The organism is Longimicrobium sp., from assembly GCA_036377595.1.
GTDB lineage: Bacteria > Gemmatimonadota > Gemmatimonadetes > Longimicrobiales > Longimicrobiaceae > Longimicrobium.
The window spans coordinates 57162-69020 of the sequence record DASUYB010000001.1; the positions used below are offsets into that span (position 1 = coordinate 57162).

1 protein-coding gene is annotated in these 11859 nt (G+C 74.9%); it reads right to left on the minus strand.

The features are described 5' to 3' along the window. Positions 1-8: 8 nt before the first annotated feature. Positions 9-11858, minus strand: a complete 11850-nt coding sequence (locus VF092_00095; protein ID HEX6745681.1) for an amino acid adenylation domain-containing protein — start codon at positions 11856-11858, stop codon at positions 9-11. Position 11859: the final 1 nt, after the last annotated feature.

Genomic DNA, 11859 nt, shown 5'->3' on the forward strand with positions numbered 1-11859 from the left:
ACGCACTTTCACTCTGCGGTGGCGATAGGCGAGACGCGCTCGAGGAGAGCCGCGACCTGTTCGTCGGAAAGGTTGGTGACCTCGGCGAGCTCGTCCTCGATGGACCGCGCGCCGCCGGCCGCCAGCTCGGGCTCGTCGGGCGCCGGCTCGGCGCGCAGGGCCTCGAGCAGCTCGGCCTGGCCGGCCACGGTGGGCATCTCCAGGAACGCGCGCAGCGGGATGTCGACCTGCACGGTCTGCCGCAGCCGCGAGGTGACCTGCGTGGCCAGCAGCGAGTGGCCGCCCAGCTCGAAGAAGCTGTCGTAGACGCCGATGGGCTCGATGGCGAGGAACTGCGACCACACGTGGGCGATCGCCTCCTCGTCGGGCGTGCGGGGAGGCACGAACTGGGTGAAGAGGGTGGGCCGCGGGTGGACGGCCCGCGCCGCCGCGGCGACGGGCGCCGGGGCGGGCGCCGTCACCCACTGCGTGCGGCGCGCGTCGAGGTCGGCGGTGGAGATGACGAGATAGGGAAGCCCGACCAGCCCCAGCGCCCGGGGGAGCGCCTCCACGGCGTCGGCCGGGGTGACGCCGATGGCGTCGGCGTGAGCCGCGAGAGCTTCTGGCGTGCCGAAGCGCCAGGCGTCCCACGCCACGCTCGTCCACGGGAAGCCGCCGTCGCGCGAGCGTGCCCGGGCGAACGCGTCGACGAAGTGGTTGGCCGCCGAGTAGGCGGTGTATCCCAATCCCCCCAGGATCGGGGAGAGGGAGGAGAAGAGGAGGCAGAAGTCCAGCGGCAGCCCGCCGATCACCCGCTCCAGCACCCGCAGGCCGTCGACCTTGGCGGCGAACTGCTCGGAGACCGCTTCGCTCCCGGTCTCTTCCAGCGCACGCTGCGCGCGCTGGCCGACGACGCCCGCGGTGTGGATCACACCGTGCAGCGCCCCGAAGCGCTCCATCGTGCGCTCCACCACCTGCCGCAGCTGCCCTTCGTCGCTCACGTCGCAGGGGAGGACGAGCACCTCGGCGCCCGCGGCCTCCAGCGCGCGGACCGCCTCGGGGTCGGCCGCGCCGGAGCGGCTGGTGAGGACCAGGCGCGCCCCCACCTCGCGGGCCAGCCACCCGGCCGTCACCAGGCCGATGCGTCCCGCGCCGCCCAGCAGCAGGTACACCCCGTTCCGCCGCAGCCTCGAATCCGCGGCCTGGGGCGGCGCCTGGACGCGGGCGAACGACTCGGCCCACCGCACCCCGCGCCGGTACGCCACCACGCGTTCGGGCGAGTCGGCGCGCAGCTCGCGCAGCAGCTCCGCCACCACCGCCTCGTCGCGGCGCGGGTCGGGTGAAGACAGGACCAGGTCGATGCTGCGGCACGACAGGTTGCGCCGTTCCTGCGGCGCCACCCGGCAGATCCCCAGCACCGTGGCCTTGTCGGCGCCCAGCGGCTCGCTCCCGTCCACCGACTGCACCCCGGTGGTGACCACGTCGATGCGCAGCGGGTCGTCGGCGCCGGCGGCCACCAGCGCCCGGGTCAGGTGGAGAAGCGAGTCGAACCCGCGCTCGCGGGCCGCGGCGGCGCCCTCCGCCTGCGGGACCACGTTCCACAGGTGGACGATGCGCTGCGGCAGCCGCCCGCGCGCCGCCAGGTCGTCCACCAGGCTGCGGTAGTCCTCCGCGCGGCGCGGGTCCACCGTGTAGCCGCCGTCGCCGGCCGCGAAGCGCTCGCCGATGGCGACCGTCGTCACCTCCGCGCCGCTCCGGGCCAGTGCCTCGGCCAGGGGCGCGCCCACGCGGGCCTCGTCGACGAACAGCAGCCAGCGCTCCCCCGCCCTGCCGGCGGCGGAATCGGCGGGCAGCGGCGCGGGCTTCCACTGCGACACGTAGAACCACTCGCCCACGTCGCCGACCTTGCGCGGCGCCGCCGGCGACGCTTGCGCCGTCTCGGCGGGACGCGGCGCGGGGCGCCCGAACTCCGTCGGCGCGGCCAGCCAGTAGCGCTCGCGCTGGAAGGGATAGGTGGGGAGCGAGACGCGCGAGCGCGGCGCATGGCGATGGTACGCGGCCCAGTCCGGCGTCACGCCTTCCACCCACAGCGTGCCCAGCGCCTCGAGGATCGCGCGTCCCTCCTGCGCGCCGCCGGCGCCGGCCAGCGAGGCGACGGCGCGCGCGCTCTCCGTCGCGGCGGCCCGCTCGGTCAGCGTGCGCCCCGGCCCGACCTCCACCAGCAGGCGCGGCTCCTCCAGCAGCGTCCGCATCCCCTGATCGAACGCGGTCGACTCCCGGAGCTGGCGCACCCAGTACGCCGGGTCCATGGCCTCGCGCTCGCGGATCCAGGTGCCGGTCACCGTCGAGACGAAGGGGATGCGCGGCCGCCGCGGCGCCATGCGCCCCAGCTCGCCAGCGAGCCCCATCAGCGCCTCGTCGGGAAGGTCCGCGAGCGCCGCCCCGGCGGGGAGCCGCTCCACGAACCGTCCCCGCTCGGCGACCAGCCGCACCGCCTCTTCCGCCGCGAACACGCCGGCGACGAACGCGGCCGCGACCTCGCCGGCGCCGTGGCCGATCATGGCCTCGGGACGGACGCCCCACTCCATCCACAGCTCCGCGAGGGCGGCTTCGACGGTGAACAGCGCCGCCCCGGCCACGGACGGCCGGCGGAGAAGCGCTTCCGCCTCCGCGCGGTGCTCCGCGGACGGATACAGCACCTCGCGCAGATCCATCTCCAGCGCGCCCCGGAAGAGCTCCGCGAAGCGGTCGACGGCCGCGCGGAAGGTGGGCTCGGAGGCGTACAGCTCCTCTCCCATCCCCACCTGCGCCGTTTCCTCGCCGGCGAACTGGAAGGCGACGGACGCGCTCTCGGCCGCCCGCCCGTCCAGCGCGCCGCGGCCCGACTCCAGGGCCAGCGCCCCGTCCTCGCGCCCCTGGCAGACCACGGCGCGGCGGTACGCGAACTCGCCGCGACCCACCTGCAGCGTGTAGGCGACGTCGGCCAGGTCGTCGCCGCCCTCGCGCAGGCGGCGGCCCAGGCGGGCGGCGGCCGCGTCCAGCGCCGCCTGCGTCCGCGCCGACACCACCAGCAGGTGCGCGCCCCGCGTCCACGGCGCCGGCGGCTCCACCGGCGCGGGCTGCTCCACCACCACGTGCGCGTTGGTCCCGCCCAGGCCGAACGAGCTCACGCCGGCGCGGCGCGGGTGCGGCGCGTCGGTCCACTCCCGCAGCCGCGCGTTCACCTCCAGCGCGCCGCTGGCGGCGATGCGCGGGTTGAGCGCCTCGAAGTGCAGCGACGGCGGCAGCACCCCGTCGCGCACCACCAGCGCGGCCTTGATCAGCCCGGTGACCCCCGCGGCGACGTCGAGGTGGCCGATGTTGGTCTTGATCGACCCCAGCGCGCAGGGCGTCGCGCCCCCCTCGCCGAAGACCTGGGCCAGGGCCGCGAACTCGATCGGGTCGCCGATCGGCGTTCCCGTCCCGTGGGCCTCCACGTAGCCGATCTCGTCGGGCGAGACGCCGGCCGCCCGCTGCGCCGCCGCGATCGCCTGCGCCTGACCGTCCACGGCCGGCGCGGTGAAGCCGACCTTGACCGAGCCGTCGTTGTTGATGGCCGAGCCCCGGATCACGGCGTACACGTGGTCGCGGTCGGCCAGCGCGCGGTCCAGCGGCTTCAGCACCACGATCCCCACGCCGTTGCCGCCCACCGTCCCCTGCGCCCGGGCGTCGAACGCGCGGCAGCGCCCGTCGGGCGAGTGCACGCCGCCCTCGGCGTACACGTATCCCGTCTTCTGCTGGCTGGCGACCTGCGCCGCGCCCGCCAGCGCCATGTCGCACTCGCCGCGGAGCAGGCTCTGGCAGGCCAGGTGCACCGCCACCAGCGAGGTGGAGCACGCGGTCTGCACGTTCACGCTGGGCCCACGCAGCCCCAGCTTGTAGGAGACGCGGGTGGGAAGGAAGTCCTTCTCGTTCCCCAGCCGGATGGCGGTGTGGCCGGTGTTCCGGACCACCTCGGGGTCCGCGTAGGCGTTCATCCAGTAGCCGTTCTGCCCCGCGCCGGCGAATACGCCGATCGATCCCCCATACCGCCGCGGGTCGTAGGCGGCGTCCTCGAGCGCCTCCCAGGCGCACTCCAGGAAGATGCGGTGCTGGGGATCGGTGATCTCGGCCTCGCGCGGGCCCACGTCGAAGAAGGCGGCGTCGAAGCGCTCGATGCCGTCGAGGACGCCCTTGGCCCGGACGTAGGCGGGATCGCGGAGCAGCTCGGCGGGCACCCCCGCCGCGAGGAGCTCGTCGTCGGAGAAGAAGGAGACGGACTCGATCCCCGCGCGGACGTTCCGCCAGAGCGCGTCGACGCTGTCGGCGCCGGGGAAGCGGCCGGCCCAGCCGATGATGGCGACGTCGCGGCCCCGCTCCCCCGCCGGCTCCGCGGGGGAGCCCGGCGCCGGATCGGTCGCGGCGGCGCCGCCCAGCACCTCGGCCAGCGACTGCACGGTGGGGTGCCGGAAGATCTGCATCAGCGGCACGTGGCGCCCCAGCACCTCCGACAGGCGGTGCTGCGCGCGCAGCGCCAGCAGCGAGTGGCCGCCCAGGTCGAAGAAGTTGCTGCGCAGCCCCACCTTCTCCACCCCCAGCACCTCGGCCCACACGCCGGCCACGGCGCGGGTGAGCTCCGACTGCGGCGCGGCATAATCGGCGTCGGCGTCGGCCCGCGGCGCCTCGGGCGCGGGAAGGGCGGCCCGGTCGATCTTGCCGGTGGGGCTCAGCGGCAGGCGCTCCAGCCACACCCACGCGGCCGGCACCATGTAGGCGGGCAGCCGCTCCTCCAGGTGGGCGCGCAACGCGGCCGCGTCGGCGGAGGCGCCGGGCTTCGCCGCCACGTAGGCGACCAGCCGCCGGTCGCCGGGCGCGTCCTCGCGCACCACGGTCACGCTCTCCAGCACCGCCGGGTGCGCCCGCAGCACGGCGTCGATCTCGCCCAGCTCGATGCGGAAGCCGCGCACCTTCACCTGGTGGTCGCGGCGGCCCAGGAACTCCAGCGCGCCGGTCCGGCCGCGCCGCACCTGGTCGCCCGTGCGGTACAGCCGCGCCCCGGGAACGCCGCCGTGCGGGTCGGGGACGAAGCGCTCGGCCGTCAGCGCCGGGCGGTTCCAGTATCCCCGCGCCAGCCCCGCCCCGCCCAGGTACAGCTCGCCGGGGACGCCCACCGGCGTCAGCCGTCCGCGGGCGTCCACCACGTGCGCCTGCGTGTTGGCGATCGGCCCGCCGATCGACGGCATCCGCTCGCCGCGCGGGATCTCCGCGCCCGTCGAGTAGGTGGTGTCTTCCGAGGGGCCGTACAGGTTCAGCACCCGCCGCACGCCGGTGCGCGCGTACACCTCTTCCACCAGCGTTCCCGGGAGCGGCTCGCCCGCCAGGTTCACCGTGCGCACCGACGCCGGCACGCCGCCCGTCCGCACCAGCTCCGCCAGCCCCGAGGGAACGGTGTTCACCAGCCGCACCCGCTCCGCCGCGGCCAGCCGCGGCAGCTCCAGGACGTTCTCGGCCAGCACCACGCACCCGCCCCACGCCAGCGTCACGAACAGCTCGAAGACGGAGAGGTCGAAGCACACCGAGGTCGACGCGAGGACCGCCTCGAACTCCTCGGGCTCGAACACCTCGCGCGCCCAGCAGGCGAACGCCACCGCGCTGCGGTGCTCGATCGCCACCCCCTTCGGTCGGCCGGTGGAGCCGGAGGTGTAGATCACGTAGGCCAGGTTCCCCGGCATCGCCAGCCGCGGCGGCGCCTCGTGGCGCTCGCCCAGCTCCAGCGAGACGACGGGGACGTCGCCCGCGCACTCCGCGACCGCCTCGTCGCCCAGCACCACGGCCACGCCGGCGTCCTGCAGCATGTACGTCTGCCGGTCGCGCGGATACGCGGGGTCCACGGGGACGTAGGCGCCGCCCGCCTTCATCACCCCCAGCAGTCCCGCCACCAGCGCCGGCGTCCGCCGCGCGCACACCCCCACGCGCACCTCGGGGCCCACGCCGCGCGCCCGCAGCTCGGCGGCGACCGCGTTGGCCCGCGCGTCCAGCCGCGCGTAGCTCCACGTCTCCTCGCCCCACACCACCGCGTCCGCGTCGGGCGTGCGCGCGGCCTGCGCCTCGAACAGCTCGTGCAGGCATTCCGCCTGGGCGTACGGCGACGACGTGGCGTTCCACCCCGCCAGCTCGGCCCGCTCGTCCCCGTCCATCAGCGGCAGCTCGGACAGGCGCAGGTCCAGGCTGTGGGGGAGGGTGACGAGCAGGTTCTCCAGGTGGCGGGTGAAGCGCTGGATGGTGGCCGCGTCGAAGAGGTCGCTGTTGTACTCGATGGCCGCCGTCATCCCCTCGCCGTCGGCGTTGGCCTGGGCGATGACCAGCATGTCGAACTTCGACGAGCGGTTGTGCGCGTCGAGCGGCGTGAAGGTGAAGCCGGGGGCCCGCAGCGTGGGCATGCGCGCGTCGTGGAACGCGAACATGACCTGGAAGACGGGGGGATAGCTCAGGTTGCGCGGCGGCCGCACCGCGTCGACGATCATCTCGAACGGCGTGTCCTGGTGGCCGTACGCCCCCAGGCAGGTCTGCCGCACCTCGGCCAGCAGCTCGCGCACGGTGGGGTCGCCATGCATCCGCGTGCGCAGCGGCAGGGTGTTGAGGATCATCCCCAGCAGCCCCTCGGCCTCGCGCCAGCGCCGGTTGGCCAGCACGGTGCCCACCACCACGTCGTCCTGCCCGGTGTAGCGGTGCAGCAGCGCGTTGAAGCCGGCCAGCGCCGCCATGAACAGCGTCACCCCCTCGTGCCGCCCCATCTCCTGGAGCGCCGCCACGGTGGGGCCGGAGAGGCGCAGGAACTCCTCGCCCCCCTGGAAGCGCTGCACCGGCGGCCGCGGGCGGTCGGTGGGCAGCTCCAGGACGGCGGGCGCCCCGGCGAGCTGCTCCTTCCAGTAGGCCAGCTGCTCCTCCAGCACCGGCCCGTCCACCCACTTGCGCTGCCACGCCGCGTAGTCGGCGAACTGGATGGGAAGCTCGGGGAGCTCCACCGGCCGCCCCTCGACGAACGCCGAGAACGCGCCCAGCAGGTCGCCCATCAGCACGCCCTCGGCCCAGCCGTCGTGCACCAGGTGGTGCTCGGCCTGCACGGCCACGTGCTCGTCGGGCCCCAGCCGCAGCAGCACCACGCGGATCAGCGGCCCGTGGGTGAGGTCGAAGCGCTTGCGCCCCACCTCGAGGATGATCCGCTGCACCTCGGCCTCGCGCTCCGCCTCGGGGAGGCCCGAGAGGTCGACGAGGGGGACCTCCACCGTCGCCGACGGATGGATCACCTGCACCGGCCGACCGTTCACCGCGGGGAAGGTGGTGCGGAGCACCTCGTGGCGCTGCACCAGCGCGGCGTACGACTGCTCGATGGCCTCGCGGGTGAGGGGCCCGCGGATGCGCAGCGCCCGCGGCACGTGGTAGGCGCTGAGCTCCGGCGCCAGCTGGGTGAGGAACCAGATCCGCTCCTGCGCGAACGACAGCGGCAGCGGCCCGTCGCGGGGCACGCGCCGCAGCTCGGGAAGCGGCGTGCGCGACGCGTCGGTGACCGACTCGGCCAGCTCGGCCAGGGTGCGCGCCTGGAACACCTTCACCAGCGGCAGCTCCACCCCGAACGCGTCGCGGATGCGCGCGATCACCTGGGTGGCCAGCAGCGAGTATCCCCCCAGCTCGAAGAAGCTGTCGTTGACGCCCACCCGCTCCACGCCCAGCACCTGCGCCCAGATCGACGCCAGGATCTCCTCCGCCGGCGTGCGGGGGGCCACGTAGGCGGCGCTGCTCTCCTCGCGCGGCCGCTCGGTGGCGGGAAGCGCGCGCGCGTCCACCTTCCCACCCGGCGTCATCGGCAGCGCGTCCAGCCGCACGACGAGCGAGGGGACCATGTACTCGGGGAGGCTCTGCCCCAGGAAGGCGCGCACCTCGGCCGTGGTGGGCGCCTCGTCGCCCGCGGGGACGACGAAGGCCGCCAGGTACGGCTCGCCCTCGGGCGACTTGCGCAGTACCACCGCCGCCGTCCGCACCGCGGGGTGGTCGGCGAGGCGGGCCTCGATCTCCTGCAGCTCCACCCGGTAGCCGCGAATCTTGATCTGCCCGTCGCCGCGGCCGGCGAACTCCAGGTCGCCGCCCGGGAGGACGCGCGCGAGGTCGCCGGTGCGATACAGCCGCGCGCCCGGCTCGGCCGCGAAGGGATCGGGAACGAAGCGCTCGGCGGTGAGCGCGGGGCGGTCCAGGTAGCCGCGGGCCAGCCCCGCGCCGCCCAGGTACAGCTCGCCCGGCACGCCGACGGGGGACGGCTCGCCGGCGGCGTCCAGCACGTAGGCCCGGGCGCCGCGCACCGGCCCGCCGATCGGCACCTCGCGCCCCGACGCGGCGTCCCACGCCGCCAGGTCGCGCAGCGTGGCCACCACGGTGGCCTCGGTGGGGCCGTAGGTGTTCACCAGCCGCACGCCGGGCCCGGCCACGCGCTGCCACCGCGCCACCCGCTCGTTCAGCGCCCGCTCGCCGCCGATGATCACCAGGCGCACGCTCGGCGGGATCGGCGACGAGCCGCCGTCCTCCAGCGCGCCCGCCAGCTCGTGCCAGTAGGCGGTGGGGAGGTTGACGACGGTGACGCCCTCGCGGGCGCACGCCTCCCAGAAGAGCGCGGGCGAGCCCAGCATGGCGTCGTCGCGCAGCACCAGAGCGGCGCCCGACACCAGCGCCGGGAAGATCTCCTCGATGCTCGCGTCGAAGCTCACCGAGGCGAACTGCAGCAGGCGGTCCTCCGGCCCGATCGCGTACTGCGCGGCGGCGGTCTCGGTGTAGGCCCGCATCGACCGGTGCTCCACCAGCACGCCCTTGGGCCGGCCGGTGGATCCCGAGGTGTAGATCACGTACGCGGCGTCGTTCCCGCCGCCCAGCGGGGCCGGATCGTGCGACGGCGCGCCGTCCTCGTCCCCCCAGGCACCGTCGAGCGCGACCACGGCGGGGACGTGGGCGGAGAGATCGCCGACCAGCGGCTCGTCCGCCACCAGCACGGCCGCGCCCGAGTCGCGGAGGATGTGGGCGAGGCGCTCGGCGGGGGCGCGCGGGTCCAGCGGCACGTACGCCGCGCCCGACTTGAGGATGCCCAGCAGCCCGGCGATCATCCGCGGCGAGCGGTTGGCCAGCAGCGCCACCCGCGTCTCCGTCCCCACGCCCCGCGCGCGGAGGTTATGCGCCAGGCGGTTGGCGGTCGCGTTCAGCTCGCCGTAGGTGAGGGCGACGCGTCCCTGCCGCACCGCCACCGCATCGGGCGACGCGTGGGCCTGGGACTCGATCAGATGGTGCACCCCGGGACGGTCGGTCGCGGGGACGGGACCGGTGTCGTTGATCTCCACCAGCAGCGCGTGCCGCTCGGCCGCGTCCAGCAGGGGGATGCGGCCCAGCGGCGCGTCGGGATCGGCCACGGCGCCCTCGAGCAGCGCGGCCAGGTGCCCCAGCAGGCGCTCGATGGTGGTGTCGTCGAAGAGGTCGGTGTCGTACTGCAGGGTCAGGCGGAGGCCGTCCGTCTCCTCCACCCACAGCGTCAGGTCGAAGTTGGACCCGGTGCTTTCCACCGGCAGCGCCCGCACGGTGAGGTCGCGCGCCCGCAGCGCCGGCACCGGCGTGTTCTGCAGGACGAACATCACCTGGAAGAGCGGGGTGTGGCTCAGCGTGCGCTCGGGGTTCACCGCTTCGAGCACCTTCTCGAACGGCACCTCCTGGTGCGCGTACGCGTCGAGCGTGACGTCGCGCACGTGCGCCAGCAGCGTGCGGAAGGTGTCGTCGGCGCTCACGCCGGCGCGCAGCACCAGGTTGTTGAGGAAGAAGCCGAAGAGCGGCTCCACCTCGGCGCGCGTGCGGTTGGCGATGAAGGTGCCGACCCGGACGTCGTCCTGGCCGGTGTAGCGGTTGAGGAGGGAGACGAAGCCCGCCAGGAGCGCCATGAAGGGGCTCGCGCCGGAACCCAGCGCCAGCCGCTCCAGCTTCTCCACCAGGGCGGACGGAAGGCTCTGCCGGACGACGGCGCCGCGGCCGCTGCGGACGGGGCCGCGCGGGCGGTCGGTGGGGAGCTGCAGCAGCGGCTGCGGCCCGCCCAGCCGGTCCACCCAGTAGCGCAGCTCGACCTCCAGCACGTCGCCCTGCAGCCACTCGCGCTGCCAGCGGCAGAAGTCGGAGTACTGCACGGCCAGCGGCGCCAGCGGCGACGGCTCGCCCGCCAGGAACGCCCGGTACAGCTCCGCCACCTCGCCCACCAGCACGCCCAGCGACCACCCGTCCGACACGATGTGGTGCATCGTGAGCAGCAGCGTGTGGTCCTCGGGGCCGCTGCGGACGAGCATGGCCCGGAAGAGCGGGCCGGCGGCCAGGTCGAACGGCCGCTCGCTCTCCTCGGCGACCAGCCGGGCGGCGCGGGCCTCGCGCTCGTCCTCGGCAGCCGGCTCCAGATCGACGAAGTGCAGCGGGCAGCTGCCCGTCGGGGCGATCTTCTGCACCGGGCGCCCGCCGACGGACGCGAAGGTGGTGCGCAGCGTCTCGTGCCGGCGCACGACCTCGTCCAGCGCGTCCTGCAGCGCGCGCACGTCCAGCGGCCCGGCCAGGTGCAGCGGCCGGGCGATGTTGTTGCTTGCCGTGCCGGGGTGCATCTGCTCCACGAACCACAGCCGCTCCTGCGCGAACGAGAGCGGCGCCTCGCCGTCGTGCGGCCGCGCCACGATCGGCGGCGGCGCCGGCCGGTCCGTCCGCCGCGCGGCATCGATGCGCTCCGCCAGCCCGGCGACCGTGGGACGCTCGAACAGAGCGCGCACGGGGAGCTCGATGCGGAACACGTCGCGGAGCCGGCTCACCACGCGGGTGGCCAGCAGCGAGTGTCCGCCCAGCTCGAAGAAGTTGGATTCGCGACCGACCCGCTCCACGCCCAGCATCTCGGCGTAGATCCCTGCGAGCACCTCCTCCGTCGGCGTGCGCGGCGGCGTGACCTCGTCCGCCGCGGCGTGCCCCCACTCCGGCGCGGGGAGCGCGTTACGGTCGATCTTGCCGCTGCCGGTGAGCGGCAACCGGTCCAGCAGGACGAACGCGGCGGGCACCATGTAGGCGGGAAGCCGCGCCTCCAGGTACGCGCGCAGGTCGGCGGCATCCGTCTCGGACTGCGCGACTACGTACGCAACCAGCCGCACGTCCCCGCCGTGTTTGCGCGATACGACGACGGCCTCCGCCACCGCGGGGTGCGTTCCCAGCACGGTGCCGATCTCGCCCAGCTCGACGCGGAAGCCGCGCACCTTCACCTGGTGGTCGGTCCGGCCGAAGTACTCCAGCTCGCCATCCGCCCGCCAACGCACCCGGTCCTGCGTGCAATACATCCGCGCGCCCGGGGTCGGGCTGAACGGATCGGGGATGAAGCGCTCCGCCGTCAGCGCCGGACGCGCCGCGTAGCCGCGCGCCAGCCCGTCGCCCGCCAGGTACAGCTCACCCGCGACGCCGACCGGCACCGGGTTGAGATTCGCGTCCAGCACGTAGGCGCGTGTCCCCGGCAGCGGCCGGCCGATGCGCACCTCCGCGGCGCCCTTCGGCACCAGCGAGTAGGTCGAGTAGGTGGTGTCCTCGGTGGGGCCGTAGACGTTCCCCACCTTCTCCACCGTCCCCAGCCCGTACAGCCCCTGCGCCAGGTCGCTGGTGAGCGCCTCGCCGGCCAGGTTCAGCGTCCGCAGGCTCGCGGGGATGGCACCCATCCGCAGCAGCTCGGCCGCGGCGGTGGGCACCATGCTCGCGTAGGTGACGGGCTCGGAGACATCCGCCAGCTCGAGGGCGTTCTCCACCAGCACGCCCGTCCCGCCCCAGCACAGC